Source organism: Neisseria polysaccharea, assembly GCF_963392925.1.
Classification (GTDB): Bacteria; Pseudomonadota; Gammaproteobacteria; order Burkholderiales; family Neisseriaceae; genus Neisseria; species Neisseria polysaccharea.
Window position 1 is genome coordinate 1 of record NZ_CAUJNZ010000009.1, and the last position, 16309, is coordinate 16309.

Consider the following 16309-nt stretch of genomic DNA (forward strand, 5'->3'; position numbering starts at 1 on the left):
TTTTAAAAAAAAAAAAAAAAAAAAAAAATAAACTTACCTTATAATTGCAGTTGTTTTAGCAATGTCTGTTTCGCAGACTCATTGAGTAAGACGTTTTCCCCGTAATGTGTTTGGCCGTCTGTCCCCTTTGGGTTCGGACGGCTTTTTTTTGGCTGTGTATGAATACCCGGTTGGTTTTATCTGTTTGCAGCGGGGGGGAGCCGCTTATTTCCGTTCGGGCGGAAAACGGTTCCATCGGATAAAAGGCATTTTGTCCGACTGATTAAAGTTACATCTTAGGTTTACATCGGCGGAATATTCAAACACAGCCTTTTTTAAGGAAATCCGGATACGGCGGCGCATCAATAATGCGGCGGAATCTCATCGCGCAGAGAATACGGCTCTTGCGCGTCGGGATTCCTGTCCTGCATTTTTTGATACAGCAGCCTCAACTGAGCCTGCTGCAAATCCAGCGTCTGCCGCAATTCTGCCACCATCGCGTTCAGGCGGGCGATTACGTCCTCCTGAAGCGCGGATTGGATTTCCAGCTCTGTGATGCGGTGTTCCAACTCTTGAACCGCGTCCATTTACAGCACCATCGCGGCAATCCAGCCGGCAATCAGCAGCGGGATGTTGTAGTGGATGAAGGTCGGGATAACGGAATCGCGGATGTGGTCGTGCTGCCCGTCGGCGTTCAGCCCCATCGTCGGACCCAGCGTGGAATCGGACGCAGGCGAACCGGCATCGCCCAACGCCCCCGCCGTGCCGACAATGGCGACGGTGGCAAGCGGCGAAAAACCCAAACCGACACACAAAGGCACATAAATCGCGGCAATAATCGGCAAAGTGGAAAAGGACGAACCGATGCCCATCGTTACCAAAAGCCCCACCACCAGCATCGCCAACGCCGCCATACCTTTGCTGTTGCCGAATATCGCCATACTGCTTTCCACCAGCGGCTGAATATGCCCGGTCGCATTCATCACGGCGGCAAAACCCTGCGCGGCAATCATAATGAAGCCGACCATCGCCATCATCTTGATGCCTTCGCCGAATACGTCGTTTGCCTTGTCGCGGTTGATGACGCCCAACATCATAAATACGGCGAAACCGAGCATCGCGCCCAACACCAGCGAGTCTTCATACATCAACTGGATGGCAAAGCATACGGCAATGGCGGCGGCGGCGGCCAGGCTGCGGTAGGCGGACGGCTGCGGACGGTTTGCCGCATCGGCGTTGCCCGCCGTATCGGCATTGTTGCTTTGGTACAGGCGCGGTTTGCGGTAGTGGACAAACGCCAGCAGGAGTCCGGCCAGCATTCCCAACGCGGGAATCGCCATTGCCGCCATCACGTTGATGTTTTTCACATCAAGCTGCGGCGCGGCGGAATGGATGTTGCCCAACAGGATTTCGTTCAAAAAAATCGCGCCGAAGCCGTAAGGCAGGAACATATAAGTCGTAACCAGCCCGAAAGTGATGACGCACGCAATCAGACGGCGGTCGATTTTCAGGCGGTTGAACACCAAAAGCAGCGGCGGAACAATCATCGGGATAAAGGCAATGTGGATGGGGATGATGTTCTGACTCATAATGCCCATCACAAGGATGATGGAAAGCAGCAGCCATTTGACCGCGCCCTCGCCCGAACGCACGCTGTCGGGCATACCGCCCCGGTTCAGCTTGCGGACGACCGCGCCGGCAAGCTGCTGCGGCAGGCCGGAATGGGTAATCGCCATCGCAAACGCGCCGAGCATCGCATAAGAAAGCGCAATTTTCGCGCCGCCTTCCAAACCTTTGTTGAACACGGGGATAATCCCCGCCTGGCTGACCTGTCCCGCCGCATCGGCAATGTTTTGCAGCGGCATACCCGCCACCGCGCCGCCGACAAACGCGCCGACCGTCAGGCTCAATACCACGTGCACGCGCGACAGCGACAGCACCAGCATCACGATTACGGCAACTACGACTGCATTCATTGTTTATCGCTCCAAACCTATAAATGTTTACATATCGAAACACATCATAACCCAATAACGGGAAACCCGCCAATTTTGCAAACAATTATTTCAAATGCTTCATATACTTCCCCAGCGTAACCCTGTCCAAACCCGCCAAATCCGGCAGGGTTTCCACTCCTGAAAAACCATTCTCCGCCAACACGCCGCGCACCGCCGCGCCCTGATCGAAACCGTGTTCCAGCAACAAAAAACCGCCTTCCGCCAAACGGTCGGGCGCGCCTTGCGCCAAGGTACGGATGCAGCTTAGGCCGTCTGAAAAGTCGGTCAGCGCGATTTGCGGCTCAAACCGCAAATCGCCTTGCGACAAATGTTTATCACCGTTTTCGATATAGGGCGGGTTGGACACGATGATGTCCCATTTCCCTTCAGACGGCATATCGGTGTCGAACCACGAACCGTATGCAAATTCGACCCGCGCGCCCAAATCTGCCGCATTTTTCCGCGCCGTTTCAAGGGCGGGCGGGCTGATGTCGGATGCGCGCACAAACGCATCGGGGCGTTCGAGCGCGACGGTTACGGCAACCGCGCCGCTGCCCGTCCCCAAATCCCACACGCGCCCGTTTTCGGGCAGGCGCGCCAATACGGCTTCGACCAAATGTTCAGTTTCGGGGCGCGGAATCAGCACGCTCGGATTGACTGTAAAGCGTCTGCCATAAAATTCGCGCACACCTAAAATATAGGCAACCGGCTCGCCGTTCAGACGGCGTTGCGCCAGCCTGTCCGCCCGCTGTCGGACTTCGTCCGGCATTTCTTCCCCGCCCCGCGTCAACAACTGCACACGCGTATATTCCGAAACATATTGCAGCAGCATTCTTGCTTCAATTTTAGGCAGTTTTGACAAGCCCAACCATTCGTCAAACGTCATTTTTTATCCCGTCTGCCGCCGATGCGGCTCGAACATTTTTTCCGGCTTTGCGGCACGCTGATTCAGAAAATATCATTTTGCATTGAAATTATATAATAAAGAAAAACACCTTATCGCCGTTCCGATACCGTAGGAATTTATCCGAATAACAGAAACGCTCCGCCGTTATTCCGCGCAAGCGGCAACAACGGAATAAATAAAAAAACAATGACATAGTTGGTTTTCCTTTGAATTTGCGATATTTGCGGCGGCTGAAAAAAATCCGCACCCGCCTTCAAATGCGGATGCGGATTTTCTTGTCAAACAAACTTATTCCGCCAACAATGCTTCCGGTTTGACTTTTTCGCCATACACGGGCAACAGGGTTTTTTCATAAGCGGCTTTCAGACGGCCGTCTTTTTTCATGGCGGCGATTTCGCCGTTGACCCAGTTCAGGAGGTCGGCGTTGCCTTTTTGAACGGCGGGGGCGATAAATTCGGCAGGGCCTAAATTACCGATGGCGACTTCAAAATCCGGGTTTTCTTTCGCCCACGCCCACAGCAAGGCGTTGTCGTGGGCGAGTGCTACGCCGCGTCCGTCTTTCAGCGCGTCGAAGGTTTCGGTGTTTTGGTCGAATTTCAATAATTTGACTTCGGGATGGTTTTTGGTGAAGAAAGCGTCGGCGGTCGTGCCTTTGTTGACCAGCAGGGTTTGGTCTTTCAGTTGCGCGATGTCGGTAATCGGTTTGCCTTTGGGGGAAACCACGCCCAACGCCACTTTCATATAGGGATCGGCGAAATCGACGGCTTCGGCGCGTTCGGGAGTTTTGGTGAAGTTGGCGAGGATGAGGTCGACTTTGCCGGAGCGGACGTATTCGACGCGGTTTGCGGCCTCGGTTAAGACGAACTCGACTTTGTCGGGGCTGCCGAGCAGGTCTTTGGCGAGGTCTTTGGCGATTTCAACGTCGAAGCCTTGGTTTTTGCCGTTGGCATCAACATAGCCGAACGGGGGCTTGTCGCCGAATACGCCGATGCGGATCACGCCTTTTTCCTTGATGGCGGCAACGGTTGCCGCACCGCTGCTTTGTGAAGATTGGGCATCGCCGGAGCCGCTGCTGCCGCCTCCGCAGGCGGTCAGACCGACGGCGATGGCGGCGGAAGCCAACAGGGCTTTGAGTTTGGCGTTCAGTTTCATTGGGAATCTCCTTTTTGAATGTTTGCTTGGGATGAAATGCCGTCTGAAAGGGGGTTCGGACGGTTTGCGGTAAATCAGTAGTCCATACCTGCCAGAAATTGGCGGGCGCGTTCGCTTTTTGGTGCGGAAAAAAAGGTTTCGGGGTCGGACGATTCGACAATGCCGCCTTTGTCCATAAAGACGATGCGGTCGGCAACTTTGCGGGCGAACCCCATTTCGTGGGTTACGATGAGCATACTCATCCCTTCGCGGGCGAGTTCCAAAACCACTTCCAAGACTTCGCGCACCATTTCGGGGTCGAGTGCGGCAGTGATCTCGTCCAGCAGGATGACTTCCGGATTCAGGCACAGGGCGCGGACAATAGCGATGCGCTGTTTTTGTCCGCCGGAAAGTTCGCGCGGATAGGCGTTTTTGCGGTCGGACAAACCGACGCGTTCCAATAATTTGTCAGCTTGTGCTTCCGCTTCGGCGCGGTTGCGGTTTTGTACTTTTACCGGGCCTAAGAGGATGTTTTCGATGACGGTCATATGGGCAAACAATTCATAGCTTTGAAAGACCATACCGACTTTTTGCCGGGCGGTTTGCCAGGAAACGTCTTTGCCGAATTCGCCGATGCCGTCCATCACGATGCTGCCGCCTTGGTGCGGCTCCAAACCGTTGACGCAGCGCAGGAGGGTGGATTTGCCGCAGCCGGACGGACCCAACAACACAATCACTTCGCCTTTTTCCAAGTCCAAGTCTAAAGATTGGATGGCGGTTACGCCGCCGTATTGTTTGTGCAGGTTGCGGATGCTCAATAAAGCCATATCAGTGTTCCCATTTTTGTTCCAGCTTTGCCGCCAGCAGCGACAGCGGCCAGCAACATAAAAAATACAGCATAAAAATCAGTCCATAAACCCAAAATGAAGCATTGGGCTGCGTCAGCAGCGAGTTTTCAATAATTTGCTGCCCCACTTTGACCACTTCAATCACGCCGATAAGCGAGGCGAGCGAACTGGTTTTAATCATTCGCGTAAACAAATTAACCGCCCCCGGCAAAGCGCGGCGGACACTTTGCGGCAATTCGATGTATCGGAACACTTGGCGGCGGCTCAAGCCGAGCGCAAGACCCGATTCGACCTGGTGTTTTTCAATCGATTCCAGTGCGCCGCGCACCAAATCGCCCATTTCGGCGATGCCCCAAAGCGTGAAAACCCAAACGCAGACCCAAAATCCGCCGATGTGTATGCCCGTCCACACGGACAAACCGAAATACAGTCCGAACAACCACACCAAAATCGGCACGATGCGGATGGTTTCGAGATAAAACCGTCCGATAAAGCGGACAAGCCGGTTGCGCGAACGCAAAACCAAACCGAACAGCGTGCCTAATACGCAAGAAGCCGCAACAGAGATTAAAGAAATTTGTGCCGTTAAGAGCAGGCCTTCGCCCAACCGTGCCGCATTTTTTCCTTCAAACAGCCATTCAAACGCCATATTTCGCACTCCGTATGCGGTTTTCCAATCGCCGTACCAACAAAGATACAGGCAGCAGGATAATCAAATAAGCGGCAAACAACAAAAACAAAGCCTCGTTGGTTTTGTAGTCCATACCAATCACATCTTTGGTAACAAACAACAATTCCGCAATACCGACCGCGCTGATGACGGATGTTTCTTTCATTAAAAACAATATATTGGCGGCAACAGCCGGAAAAGCGACCGCCCAAGCCTGCGGAAATTCGACATAGCGGAACACTTGAAAGCGGCTCAAACCGATTGCCTTGCCCGCTTCTACCTGCCCTTTTGGTACGGCGAGGATGCCGGCGCGGACGGCTTCCGCCATGTAGCTTGCGCCTAAGAAAACCAGTGCGATTACGCCGCAGGTGAAACCGTCCCATTTAATGCCCATTTTCGGCAGGCCGTAATACAGGAAAAACAATTGGATCAGCAGGGGCGTATTGCGCGACAGCTCGATATAGGCGCGTGCCAATGCGTAGAAGGGGCGGATGCGGTATGCTGTAACCACGGCAACGGGCAGGCCGAACAGCAACGACAAAACGATGCCATATACCGACAATTCCAGCGTCAGCTTTGCCGCATCGGCGAATTTGGGTACGGCATCGATTAAATAAGGCCAGTTCATCAGAATCAGAAATCAGCTTAACGAAAGGCGGTATTTTAATGAACTTGCAAGATAATGTTAAAGAATGCTTGGGAATATCAAACATCGGAAAAAAGAATAAGGCGATGCCGTCTGAAAACCTTTCAGACGGCATCGTACCGGATTCCGCGTCAGATTTCGCTACCGCCGACAGTCAGTCCGGCATCAATCCGCAAGGTCGGTTGTCCCACGCCGACGGGGACGCTCTGCCCTTCTTTGCCGCACACGCCGACACCGCTATCCAACGCAGTATCGTTGCCTATCATGGAAACGTGTTTCAGCACTTCGGGGCCGTTGCCGATAATGGTCGCGCCTTTGACGGGATATTGCAGCTTGCCGCCTTCCACCCACCACGCTTCGGATGCACTGAACACGAATTTGCCGCTGGTAATGTCCACTTGTCCGCCGCCGAAGTTAACGGCGTAAATGCCTTTGTCGATGGACGCGATGATTTCGTCGGGTTCGTAGCCGCCGTTTTCCATAAAGGTGTTGGTCATACGCGGCATAGGGGCGGAAGCGTAACTTTCACGGCGACCATTGCCGGTCGATTGCGTGCCCATCAGGCGGGCATTGGTTTCGTCCTGCATATAGCCAACCAAAATACCGTCTTCAATCAATACAGTGCGGCGGGTTTCGTTGCCTTCGTCGTCGATATTGAGCGAGCCGCGTCTGTCGGCAATATCGCCTTGATCCACAACGGTAACGCCTTTGGCGGCCACGCGCTCGCCGATTCGTCCGGAGAAAACGCTGGTTTCTTTGCGGTTGAAATCGCCTTCCAAACCATGTCCGACCGCTTCGTGCAGCAACACGCCAGGCCAGCCGTTGCCCAAAACGACGGTCATCTCACCGGCAGGCGCAGGACGGGATTCGAGATTAATCAGGGCTTGTTTGACAGCGGAATCGACAAACTGCCGTACCAAAGTTTCATCGAAATAAGCCAAGTCGTAGCGTCCGCCGCCGCCCGCGCTGCCCTGCTCGCGACGCTCGCCCTGTTTGGCGATGACGGTAACGTTCAGGCGCACCATCGGACGAATATCCGCAGCGTGTTTACCGTCCAAACGGGCGATGTACACCATATCGTATTCGCAGGTCAAACCGGCCATCACTTGCACGATACGCGGATCGGCGGCTTTGGCGATTGCTTCGACTTTGTTCAACAGCGCGACTTTGGCGGCGGAATCGAGGCCGGCAATGGGGTCGGACGCGGAACAAACCGGCTTGCCGCGCGTTTCAGACGGCATTTTGGCGGACACCTTGCCGCCTGCCGCCCCAATCGCACGGACGGCGCGGGCGGAACGGTTTATCGAATCGATGCACAGGCTGTCGGCGTAGGCAAAGGCGGTTTTATCGCCCGAAACGGCGCGCACGCCCACGCCCTGATTGATTTGGAAGCTGCCCGATTTGACGATGCCTTCTTCCAAATGCCAACTTTCATAGGCGGTGCGCTGGCAGTAGATGTCGGCATAATCGACGTGGTGCGCGCCGATGATGCACAGGCTTTTGGCGAGCAGTTCGGGGGAAAGGCGGTTGGCTTCGAGCAGCCGTGCCTGTACGGCGGAATAGGTCGGATGCATAGTGTCGGCGCATAAAAAATCAGGGGCTTGATTATACGGCATTTGTTATATAGTGGATTAACAAAAACCGGTACAGCGTTGCCTCGCCTCAGCTCAAAGAGAACGATTCTCTAAGGTGCTCAAGCACCAAGTGAATCGGTTCCGTACTATCTGTACTGTCTGCGGCTTCGTCGCCTTGTCCTGATTTTTGTTAATCCACTATAGAAATGCGCCGTGCCGCCGAAAATGTAAGAATTTTGCCAACGCACGTTGCTTTGTGTAAACTTAAAGCCTTCTTGTCGGAGTGCCGCCCATCGGGCGGCTGAGATTGCGAAAGCAGAATCCGTAGAACCTGTCGGGGTAATGCCTGCGTAGGAAACAAAACCTCCCTGCCCTTTCGGGCTTCCGTTCCCTCTTCCGCACTTCCCCGCCCCATTTTCATGTTTCTTAAGGACTTGATATGTCGGGCAATGCCTCACAACAACCCTCACCCGCCGCAGCGGCGGCACGCCTTTTTTCCGACAAATCGCGATACCTGCAAAGGAACCCGTCATGACCCGTATCGCCATCCTCGGCGGCGGCCTTTCCGGAAGGCTGACCGCACTGCAGCTTGCAGAACAAGGTTATCAGATTGCACTTTTCGACAAAGGCACCCGCCAAGGCGAACACGCCGCCGCTTATGTTGCCGCCGCCATGCTCGCGCCTGCGGCGGAAGCGGTCGAAGCCACGCCTGAAGTCATCAGGCTGGGCAGGCAGAGCATTCCGCTTTGGCGCGGCATCCGATGCCTTCTGAACACGCACACGATGATGCAGGAAAACGGCAGCCTGATTGTGTGGCACGGACAGGACAAGCCATTATCCAGCGAGTTCGTCCGCCATCTCAAACGCGGCGGCGTAGCGGATGACGAAATCGTCCGTTGGCACGCTGACGACATCGCCGAACGCGAACCGCAACTCGGCGGACGTTTTTCAGACGGCATCTACCTGCCGACCGAAGGACAGCTCGACGGGCGGCAAATATTGTCTGCACTTGCCGACGCTTTGGACGAACTGAACGTCCCTTGCCATTGGGAACACGAATGCGCTCCCGAAGACTTGCAAGCCCAATACGACTGGCTGATCGACTGCCGCGGTTACGGCGCAAAAACCGCTTGGAATGCTTCTGCCGAACACACCAGCACCCTGCGCGGCATACGCGGCGAAGTGGCACGGGTTTACACACCCGAAATCACGCTCAACCGCCCCGTGCGCCTGCTGCACCCGCGTTATCCGCTCTACATCGCCCCGAAAGAAAACCACGTCTTCGTCATCGGCGCGACCCAAATCGAAAGCGAAAGCCAAGCCCCCGCCGGCGTACGTTCAGGGTTGGAACTTTTATCCGCACTCTATGCCGTCCACCCCGCCTTCGGCGAGGCGCAAATCCTCGAAATCGCCGCCGGACTGCGCCCCACGCTCAATCACCACAACCCCGAAATCCGTTACAGCCGCGCCCAACGCCTGATTGAAATCAACGGCCTTTTCCGCCACGGCTTTATGATTTCCCCCGCCGTAACCGCCGCCGCCGTCAGATTGGCAGTGGCACTGTTTGACGGAAAAGACGCGCCCGAACGTGATGAAGAAAGCGGTTTGGCGTATATCCGAAGACAAGATTAAAGCCGTCTGAAAGGAACCCCATGACCTTCCCACCCGTGAAATCTCCGCTCAAATTCTACGCCGTTGTTCCCACCGCCGATTGGGTGGAGCGCATGGTCAAAGCAGGTGCCGACACGGTGCAACTGCGCTGCAAAACCCTGCACGGCGATGAATTGAAACGTGAAATCGCCCGCTGCGTCGCCGCCTGCCGTGGCAGCCGCACGCAGCTTTTCATCAACGACCACTGGCGCGAGGCGATAGAAGCGGGCGCATACGGCGTGCATCTCGGGCAGGAAGACATGGACACCGCCGACCTTGCCGCCATAGCCGCCGCCGGTTTGCGCTTGGGTTTGAGTACGCACTCCGTTGCCGAACTCGACCGCGCCCTGTCCGTACACCCCAGCTACGTCGCCAGCGGCGCGATTTTCCCGACCACGACCAAGCAAATGCCCACCGCCCCGCAAGGCTTGGACAAACTGCGCGAATATGTGAAACAGGCAGGCGGCACGCCCGTCGTCGCCATTGGCGGCATCGATTTGAACAATGCTGAAGAGGTATTGGCAACCGGCGTTTCCTCACTCGCCGTCGTCCGTGCCGTTACCGAAGCGACAAACCCCGAAGCCGTGGTTAAAGCGTTTCAGGCTTTGTGGAATGAATAAGGTCGTCTGAAAATAATAAAGTCTAAAACCAGACGTACCAAATAATATATTTACAGAGGAATTTATTTTTTATTTTATTCATTTTTATCATATTTTAAAATTTTAAAAAGATACATAAGGAGCAATTTGATAACAATGAAACCAAGAGAGTTATGTGAAAAAGCATGGCAAGAAATAGCAAGTAAATTTCCTGATTTTAAGATAATTTCTAAGGGGCAGAAATTAAAGAGAGTATCTAAAAACAGGGATATTACATTTGAAATCTATTTTCAGGCTGATAGGCACAATTATCAGTGTAGCGTGCAATTTATTCCACATATCGCCATTTACTCAAAAGATATGAAAAAGGCAAATATCAATAATGGTTTTATATATGGCGGAGAGTTGGGGAGCTTGATAAATAGAAAACCTTGGATTTGGTGGCAGTTAGCAGGAGCAAGCTATAAATATACGGTAGAGGATGTTAGCAAACTTATAAGGGAGCATATAATACCGTTATTTGACGATTTTGAGGACACAGAAACCAATATTGAAAAAATTATAAATGAGGATATGAATGACTATAATTTATTGTATTACATCTATTATTTTAGCGGAAAAGCTAAGGCGCAGCAGTATTTTAATAAAATAATCAAAAAAGACAAATTAAGAAAAAAGTATATTGGTTTTTATAATTCTTTGAATGAATTACCAAAGGAAAGCATTTCATTAGACATATGTGAATTTGTTGGAGATACTATGATTAAATTTGCCTATATTAATGGGATTGAAATAGAAAAATAATAAATAATTGAACATAAAAATATTAATGGACGCAAATGTTGCAGGTTCGCTTGCAACCCAACATTTACAAAGGTCGTCTAAAAACCTCTATAAACACCGAAATATCGAGAAACCATGAACATCATCTTAAACGGCGAACCCGCCGAACTTCACGGCACGACCGTTGCCGACCTCATCGCCCAAACCGCGCCGCAACAGCCTTTTGCCGTGGCGGTGAACACCGTTTTCGTCCCCAAAGGCGCGTATGCGGAAACGGTTTTGAACGAAAACGACAAAATCGATATCGTCCGCCCCGTCGTCGGCGGCTGAATGCCGTCTGAAGCCCCAAAGGCACGCCGCCGGCTTTCAGACGGCATCGTATCCCAAACATATCAAGGAATTTTTATGCTCACCCTATACGGAGAAACTTTCCCCTCGCGGCTGCTGCTCGGCACGGCTGCCTACCCGACCCCTGAAATCCTCAAACAATCCGTCCGTATCGCCCAACCCGCGATGATTACCGTCTCATTGCGCCGCGCGGGAAGCGGCGGCGAGGCGCACGGTCAGGGGTTTTGGTCGCTGCTTCAAGAAACCGGCGTTCCCGTCCTGCCGAACACGGCAGGCTGCCAAAGCGTGCAGGAAGCGGTAACGACGGCGCAAATGGCGCGCGAAGTGTTTGAAACCGATTGGATAAAATTGGAACTCATCGGCGATGACGACACCTTGCAGCCGGATGTGTTCCAACTTGTCGAAGCGGCAGAAATCCTGATTAAAGACGGCTTCAAAGTGCTGCCTTATTGCACCGAAGACCTGATTGCCTGCCGCCGCCTGCTCGACGCAGGCTGTCAGGCGTTGATGCCGTGGGCGGCCCCGATTGGCACGGGTTTGGGCGCGGTTCACGCCTACGCGTTGAACGTCCTGCGCGAACGCCTGCCCTACACGCCGCTGATTATCGACGCGGGCTTGGGTTTGCCCTCACAGGCGGCACAAGTGATGGAATGGGGCTTTGACGGCGTGCTTTTGAACACCGCCGTTTCCCGCAGCGGCGATCCGGTCAATATGGCGCACGCCTTCGCACTCGCCGTCGAATCCGGACGGCTGGCATTTGAAGCCGAACCGGTCGAGGCTCGCACCAAAGCGCAAGCCAGTACGCCGACAGTCGGACAACCGTTTTGGCATTCGGCGGAATATTGAAAAAGGCGGCAAAAATGCCGTCTGAAGGCTTCAGACGGCATCGTGGCTCAAAACGGCGGCAGCCTGAAACGGACAAACCGCCATTCCCCGGCATCACGGCTTTGTCGTGAGGAACAGGGAAACCGGCCGGAAAACCTTGCCGCCCGCCCCGACACCGCAACCAACGAAACATCCGGCCTCCACGGTGCGCAGGCTGCCGCGCAAGCCCCAAGTACGGCAACAGAAGAAGCGTTTTGTTGTTGTTTGAATACATTTAAAAATACCTAAAGCCATCCGTAAGCCTTCATCCGCAACGGTTTTACCGCTTTTGCATCCCCGAATCCACGCTCAAACACCCCCGAATGACAACCCTGTCCGCGCCAAATTGGACGGATGTTCAAACACGGGCAACCTTATTTCTGTCAGGCACGAAGCCCTCAGCTATGCCTGCCGACCCCGATTTGTCCGGCACAATGAAAGTTTGCCGACCCAAATCACAAACATCGGCGAATAGTTTAATTTGTTTATTTTTCATAGCATTACAAAAAATCCACATTTATTTTTAAATTTTTATTGATAATTATTATTATTAGCGTATAATTAAAACCACTCGGAAGTCGTCAATTCCGAACCATTAAACACTGTATTCCCTCATCATTCACTTTCACACTTGGAGTCGGCATATACGAGACATACATTCCCTTTTTATATATCAGATACTCAAAACCGAAATGCCAAACCCACCTTCGCGGTGGGTTTGGCATTTATTGTCCGGCTTTCGCGCCTATTTGCAAGACTTGAGGTTCAGTTTGCCGTATGGGGACGTGATTTTACGGATTTCGTCCGCATCGGCGACATTCACGCCGGTAAACAAAACCGTCATACGCGACACGCTCAAAGAATCGTCCTGCCGGCCGGTTTCGGCAGCGCGTTCAACAATATATGCCCCACCGAATCCCGCGCCGGCAAGCCGGCTTTGCAGGGCTTGGGCGTTTTCCCGGCTGCTGCCGACACCCAAACTCAATGCGCCGTCAAACGGTATGGGGTTGAAACCTTTGGCAGACAGCTCCGCCGCCTGATTTTCGGCATCGGCTGAAACGGGCAGGACGACGCGGTAGGTTTTGCCGGCGGATTTGGCTTGGGCGGTGCGTTTTTCGACACTTCTGCTGGCAACGTGCGACCATTTGCCCAAAAGCCCTTTGATCCGGTGGTAGTCGTCTTCGTCCATCGTGAGGCTTGCCTGCGCGGCGCATAAGGCATCCGCCGCGCCGTTTTCGCGTTCCGCCTGCGCCTTTTCGGCGGCGAGTTTTTCGCGGCGGGCTTTTTCCTCGCGCTGTTTTTTCTCTTTGAGCCTTTTCTGCTCCGCTTCTTTCTTCAAGCGCAACTGCTCCGCCTGTTCTTCGGTCAGGATGTCGCTTGCACCAAGCAGTACGCCTGTATCCGATTCAGATGCCGCCTGAACGGCAGAACCGGATGCCGGAATATTCCGAACAACCGGCATAGTTGGGGCAACTGGTTGAACCTGCAAATTGTTTGCGGCATTCTGTGCCTCCGGTATTTTGCCGGCCTGTTTCAGTGTCAGTTTGTAGCCTACCGTACCGCCGAATACGGCAATATTAATCGCAACCAAAAGGATAAATAACCATTTCATCTCTGTATTCCCTAAATATGTTCATCTTCCCCGCCTTCGGCGGCAATCAGGTTCAGCAGCCCATGGATGACGAGGTTGTCCGCCACACGCACGGTATTTTCCGCCAAAAATGCAGGCGGCAGGGCTTCTGCGACTTTTGCCGCGCCGCCGCCGGTCATCACGACATCGACCGGTTTCCCCGCCCCGGTTTTTTCTTTCAAACGGCCGTGCATCATCATTATCGAGCCGCAAACCGCATCCATCATACCGCTGGCTATGGCGTTGCTTGTGGTGGTCGGGAAAGGATAACGCTTGCCGGCGGGGCGGTTGAGGTTGGCGGTTCGGACGGCAAGCGATTCTTTCATCAGGTGGAAGCCGGGCATAATGGTCCCGCCGAGGTAATGCCCGTCATCGGTGAGCGCGTCAACCGTTACCGCCGTGCCGCAACTGACGACGACGCAGGCGTTGCGGCTGAAGCGGCGGCTGCCCAAGGCGTTGAACCAACGGTCGGAACCATGTTCTTCGGGATGACGGTAGTGATTACGTATGCCTAAAGCCTGAGCGGAAGACGGCAGCCATTCGATTGTACTTGCGAGCTGTTCCTGAACCTGTGCCTTTTTTGATTCCCCGCACACGGCGCAACCGACAATACGGACGCGGTCATCCGCCCTTTCCGCCCACTCCGCGCCCAAACGGGACAAATCACGGTACGGTGCACGGCTGACTGCTGTAAATATGCCGTTTTCCACCCATGCCCACTTGAGCTGACTGTTACCGCCGTCCAACAGCAAAAAACGTTCCGGTTCCCGCTTCCTCGGAACAGAAACCGGCCTGTCGTCGGGCCGCAGGCTGATTTCGCCGCTGACGACCGTCTGTTCGCCCTCTGCCGTTTCCAAGTGCAGAACGCCTTGTCCGTCCACGCCTTTAACCGTGCCTTCGCACACGGTTTCGCCGTCGCGCAACAGCAATACCGCCTTGCCGTGGTCGCGGTTGACAGCCTGATACTCCGCCACAAAAGGCGCAAATCCGTCCCGAGCATATTGCAACAACACCGAGTCCAACTCCGCCAACAGCGTTTCCAGCAACACGGCGGCATCGGCATTTCCCCGCCGCGATGCCGTCTGAAACAGCGATTGCACGGAAGCGGCGTTTTCCACTTCCTTGGGCAGCACGAAATTGATGCCGATACCGATGATGGCAACCGTTTTGCCGACCGTCCTGACCGTTTCAATCAGAATGCCGCCCAATTTGTCGCGTCCGACAACCAAATCGTTTGGCCACTTGATTTGCGTTTCCAAACCCAAACGCAACAAGGCGCGCCGGCACGCCACTGCCGCAACAGGCGACAGCGAACCCAACTCATACTGCGGCTGGTCAAACACCCAGCCGAAACTGAACATCAGACACTCGCCCAAACGGTGCGACCACTTCCGCCCCTGCCGCCCCCTGCCCTTACTTTGCAGGTGGGTCACGCATACGGTTTTGTGCGCCTTGTTCGGCGCAATCCGCGCCAATTCCAGTATCTCGTCGTTGCTGGACGCGCACTCGTGCTTCAATGCCGTCTGAAAACCCGACCTTTCCCCCAGCTCGCGCAAACCTTCGGCATCGAAAACCGCCAAGGGGCGCACCAACCGCCAATAACCGTCATGTTGGCGCAACAGCCCGCGTATGTGCGCCGGCATCTGCTGCCAAAAACCGTTGAGCTGCTGCGGCTTCATGTCCGCCACACGCGCCAGTTGCGAGACGTGTTGCGGCAAACCGTCGGCAAGCTCCGCCAACACCCGCCAGTGCGAAAGCTTCAAAACCGTCATTTTCCGCCCTCTGCCGCACGGATTTTTGCCAAAGTCTTCGTTGTCGAAGTCTGGTGCAGAAACGGAATTGAAAACACCTGACCGCCGCGCGCCAGCGTTTCTGCCGCACCGACAATCTTATCCGCAGCCCAATCGCCGCCCTTGACCAAAATCTCAGGTTTGACCGCCTCAATCAACGCCGCCGGCGTATCCTCGTCAAACCAAGTAACCAAATCCACACTTTCCAACGCGGCGGCAACGGCGGCACGGTTCTCCAAAGGATTGACCGGGCGGTCGCCGCCCTTGCCCAAACGCCGCACCGAAGCATCGGTATTCAACGCCAGTACCAACGCCGCCCCTGCCGAACGCGCCTGCGCCAGATAAGTAACGTGCCCCCTGTGGAGGATGTCGAAACAGCCGTTGGTAAACACCAGCGGGCGCGGCAACCGAGCCAACCGTTCGGACAATGCCTCGGGCGGACAGATTTTCGATTCAAAATCAGGAGCAGACCAACCGTCAACCATCAAAGCCTCCGACAAAAACCATAAAAGACAGAAAAACCCACATGATACAGAAGCATATGCGAAAGGCAAAGCCGGCGGCGCAAATGCCGTCTGAAGCGGTTTCCGTATGACCGGCCCGGCTTTCAGACGGCATACCGACGCACCGGTACGACGGTGCGGACAGTACGCGCAAACGGAAAAAGACCCGTACCGAAAAGTACGGGCCTTTATCTGGGGTGGCTGATGGGGCTCGAACCCACGACAACCGGAATCACAATCCGGGGCTCTACCAACTGAGCTACAGCCACCATAAAAACGGTTTTCAATCAAATTCTTGGCACACCCGACAGGAATCGAACCTGTAACCCCCGACTTAGAAGGTCGGTGCTCTATCCGGTTGAGCTACGGGCGCTCATGCCGATTCGTGCT

Annotated in this window: 17 protein-coding genes, 2 tRNA genes and 1 riboswitch; of the genes, 5 read left to right on the plus strand and 14 right to left on the minus strand. The window is 54.3% G+C overall.

Translation table 11 applies throughout. The annotated features are described in order from the left end of the window. Positions 1-341: 341 nt before the first annotated feature. From RDY34_RS06790 to tldD, 8 genes are all read right to left on the minus strand, one after another. Entirely contained in the window at positions 342-566 is a 225-nt protein-coding gene (locus RDY34_RS06790) for a SlyX family protein (RefSeq protein WP_304677282.1), read from the minus strand. After that, positions 567-1955, minus strand: coding sequence for a Na+/H+ antiporter family protein (locus RDY34_RS06795; RefSeq protein ID WP_002218192.1), 1389 nt, complete (start codon positions 1953-1955; stop codon positions 567-569). Positions 1956-2040: 85 nt separating this feature from the next. Next, a complete protein-coding gene (prmC, locus tag RDY34_RS06800) occupies positions 2041-2862 on the minus strand; it encodes a peptide chain release factor N(5)-glutamine methyltransferase (RefSeq protein WP_308074754.1) in 822 nt (273 codons plus the stop codon). A 309-nt stretch (positions 2863-3171) separates the two neighbouring features. Next, the gene (locus RDY34_RS06805; protein WP_308074755.1) at positions 3172-4035 is read right to left on the minus strand and encodes an amino acid ABC transporter substrate-binding protein; all 864 of its coding nucleotides are present in this window, start codon (positions 4033-4035) and stop codon (positions 3172-3174) included. A gap of 74 nt (positions 4036-4109) precedes the next feature. Further along, complete coding sequence (locus RDY34_RS06810) at positions 4110-4841, minus strand: amino acid ABC transporter ATP-binding protein (protein WP_308074756.1); 732 nt, start codon at positions 4839-4841, stop codon at positions 4110-4112. 1 nt (position 4842) lies between these two features. Then, positions 4843-5511 (minus strand): amino acid ABC transporter permease, encoded by a 669-nt coding sequence (locus RDY34_RS06815; RefSeq protein WP_118778402.1) that lies wholly within the window; start codon positions 5509-5511, stop codon positions 4843-4845. Further along, positions 5501-6160, minus strand: a complete 660-nt coding sequence (locus RDY34_RS06820) for an amino acid ABC transporter permease (protein WP_308074757.1) — start codon at positions 6158-6160, stop codon at positions 5501-5503. The genes RDY34_RS06815 and RDY34_RS06820 overlap by 11 nt, the downstream gene beginning before the upstream one ends. A gap of 149 nt (positions 6161-6309) precedes the next feature. Then, the gene (gene tldD, locus RDY34_RS06825; protein ID WP_308074759.1) at positions 6310-7794 is read right to left on the minus strand and encodes a metalloprotease TldD; all 1485 of its coding nucleotides are present in this window, start codon (positions 7792-7794) and stop codon (positions 6310-6312) included. Between the two features lie 227 nt (positions 7795-8021). Next, positions 8022-8126: riboswitch (TPP riboswitch) on the plus strand. 157 nt (positions 8127-8283) lie between these two features. Here tldD and RDY34_RS06830 point away from each other — a divergent pair. The 5 genes from RDY34_RS06830 (at position 8284) to RDY34_RS06850 (ending at position 11978) form a co-directional block, all read left to right on the plus strand. Then, a complete protein-coding gene (locus RDY34_RS06830) occupies positions 8284-9384 on the plus strand; it encodes an FAD-dependent oxidoreductase (protein WP_003749918.1) in 1101 nt (366 codons plus the stop codon). Positions 9385-9404: 20 nt separating this feature from the next. Beyond that, entirely contained in the window at positions 9405-10022 is a 618-nt protein-coding gene (gene thiE / locus RDY34_RS06835) for a thiamine phosphate synthase (RefSeq protein WP_003749919.1), read from the plus strand. Positions 10023-10157: 135 nt separating this feature from the next. Further along, a complete protein-coding gene (locus tag RDY34_RS06840; protein WP_107863696.1) occupies positions 10158-10805 on the plus strand; it encodes a DUF4304 domain-containing protein in 648 nt (215 codons plus the stop codon). Between the two features lie 114 nt (positions 10806-10919). Further along, positions 10920-11114 (plus strand): sulfur carrier protein ThiS, encoded by a 195-nt coding sequence (gene thiS, locus RDY34_RS06845; protein WP_061692960.1) that lies wholly within the window; start codon positions 10920-10922, stop codon positions 11112-11114. A gap of 75 nt (positions 11115-11189) precedes the next feature. Further along, on the plus strand, positions 11190-11978 hold the full coding sequence (locus RDY34_RS06850; protein WP_308184510.1) for a thiazole synthase: 789 nt from the start codon (positions 11190-11192) through the stop codon (positions 11976-11978). 93 nt (positions 11979-12071) lie between these two features. On the opposite strand, the gene RDY34_RS06855 is transcribed toward RDY34_RS06850, so the two are convergent. From RDY34_RS06855 to RDY34_RS06880, 6 genes are all read right to left on the minus strand, one after another. Then, a complete protein-coding gene (locus tag RDY34_RS06855) occupies positions 12072-12251 on the minus strand; it encodes a hypothetical protein (protein ID WP_042508118.1) in 180 nt (59 codons plus the stop codon). A gap of 490 nt (positions 12252-12741) precedes the next feature. Then, complete coding sequence (locus RDY34_RS06860) at positions 12742-13608, minus strand: SPOR domain-containing protein (RefSeq protein WP_308074761.1); 867 nt, start codon at positions 13606-13608, stop codon at positions 12742-12744. Positions 13609-13619: 11 nt separating this feature from the next. After that, positions 13620-15398, minus strand: a complete 1779-nt coding sequence (locus RDY34_RS06865) for a bifunctional biotin--[acetyl-CoA-carboxylase] ligase/type III pantothenate kinase (RefSeq protein WP_308074762.1) — start codon at positions 15396-15398, stop codon at positions 13620-13622. Then, complete coding sequence (gene rfaE2, locus RDY34_RS06870; protein ID WP_308074763.1) at positions 15395-15901, minus strand: D-glycero-beta-D-manno-heptose 1-phosphate adenylyltransferase; 507 nt, start codon at positions 15899-15901, stop codon at positions 15395-15397. Before rfaE2 ends, RDY34_RS06865 begins: the two co-directional genes overlap by 4 nt. 211 nt (positions 15902-16112) lie before the next feature. Then, positions 16113-16188 (minus strand) — tRNA-His (locus RDY34_RS06875). A 27-nt stretch (positions 16189-16215) separates the two neighbouring features. Then, positions 16216-16292: transfer RNA gene (locus tag RDY34_RS06880), tRNA-Arg, on the minus strand. Positions 16293-16309: the final 17 nt, after the last annotated feature.

What these genes read in the sequence shown, in the direction of transcription:
- tldD (WP_308074759.1), bottom strand. Translation starts at nt 7,794, where the DNA reads ATGCCGTATAATCAAGCCCCTGATTTTTTATGCGCCGACACTATGCAT.
- RDY34_RS06840 (WP_107863696.1), top strand. Translation starts at nt 10,158, where the DNA reads ATGAAACCAAGAGAGTTATGTGAAAAAGCATGGCAAGAAATAGCAAGT.
- RDY34_RS06795 (WP_002218192.1), bottom strand. Translation starts at nt 1,955, where the DNA reads ATGAATGCAGTCGTAGTTGCCGTAATCGTGATGCTGGTGCTGTCGCTG.
- RDY34_RS06855 (WP_042508118.1), bottom strand. Translation starts at nt 12,251, where the DNA reads ATGGCTTTAGGTATTTTTAAATGTATTCAAACAACAACAAAACGCTTC.
- RDY34_RS06865 (WP_308074762.1), bottom strand. Translation starts at nt 15,398, where the DNA reads ATGACGGTTTTGAAGCTTTCGCACTGGCGGGTGTTGGCGGAGCTTGCC.
- prmC (WP_308074754.1), bottom strand. Translation starts at nt 2,862, where the DNA reads ATGACGTTTGACGAATGGTTGGGCTTGTCAAAACTGCCTAAAATTGAA.
- RDY34_RS06860 (WP_308074761.1), bottom strand. Translation starts at nt 13,608, where the DNA reads ATGAAATGGTTATTTATCCTTTTGGTTGCGATTAATATTGCCGTATTC.
- RDY34_RS06820 (WP_308074757.1), bottom strand. Translation starts at nt 6,160, where the DNA reads ATGAACTGGCCTTATTTAATCGATGCCGTACCCAAATTCGCCGATGCG.
- RDY34_RS06850 (WP_308184510.1), top strand. Translation starts at nt 11,190, where the DNA reads ATGCTCACCCTATACGGAGAAACTTTCCCCTCGCGGCTGCTGCTCGGC.
- thiE (WP_003749919.1), top strand. Translation starts at nt 9,405, where the DNA reads ATGACCTTCCCACCCGTGAAATCTCCGCTCAAATTCTACGCCGTTGTT.
- RDY34_RS06790 (WP_304677282.1), bottom strand. Translation starts at nt 566, where the DNA reads ATGGACGCGGTTCAAGAGTTGGAACACCGCATCACAGAGCTGGAAATC.
- RDY34_RS06810 (WP_308074756.1), bottom strand. Translation starts at nt 4,841, where the DNA reads ATGGCTTTATTGAGCATCCGCAACCTGCACAAACAATACGGCGGCGTA.
- RDY34_RS06815 (WP_118778402.1), bottom strand. Translation starts at nt 5,511, where the DNA reads ATGGCGTTTGAATGGCTGTTTGAAGGAAAAAATGCGGCACGGTTGGGC.
- thiS (WP_061692960.1), top strand. Translation starts at nt 10,920, where the DNA reads ATGAACATCATCTTAAACGGCGAACCCGCCGAACTTCACGGCACGACC.
- RDY34_RS06830 (WP_003749918.1), top strand. Translation starts at nt 8,284, where the DNA reads ATGACCCGTATCGCCATCCTCGGCGGCGGCCTTTCCGGAAGGCTGACC.
- rfaE2 (WP_308074763.1), bottom strand. Translation starts at nt 15,901, where the DNA reads ATGGTTGACGGTTGGTCTGCTCCTGATTTTGAATCGAAAATCTGTCCG.
- RDY34_RS06805 (WP_308074755.1), bottom strand. Translation starts at nt 4,035, where the DNA reads ATGAAACTGAACGCCAAACTCAAAGCCCTGTTGGCTTCCGCCGCCATC.